We start from the raw sequence: 242 nt of genomic DNA on the forward strand, positions 1-242 counted from the left end.
GAAGATCGACCATCCTTCTTGTACCGCTTTCCAAAGTGAAAAACTTGAAGGCGTGAGGTGATCCTGCATGTCCAGGTCTATCAGCCATTTCAGGTTGCGCGAGAGTGTGGTGCGGAATGATCCGGCTTCGTCTGATCCGAGGACTTCTCCTAGCACCGATGCAGCTTCGGCCGCGTGACCATCATCGGGAAGCGCGTCGTGTGTCAGGTAGTCATAGAGCGCTTCGAAACCGGCCTTGATGG

General features: G+C 55.0%; 1 protein-coding gene. It reads right to left on the reverse strand.

Translation table 11 applies throughout. The annotated features are described in order from the left end of the window. On the reverse strand, positions 1-242 hold a 242-nt coding region (locus Q4528_RS15610; protein ID WP_303522631.1), incomplete at both ends, for a hypothetical protein.

Source organism: Staphylococcus pasteuri, from assembly GCF_030547725.1.
Classification (GTDB): domain Bacteria; phylum Bacillota; class Bacilli; order Staphylococcales; family Staphylococcaceae; genus Staphylococcus; species Staphylococcus pasteuri.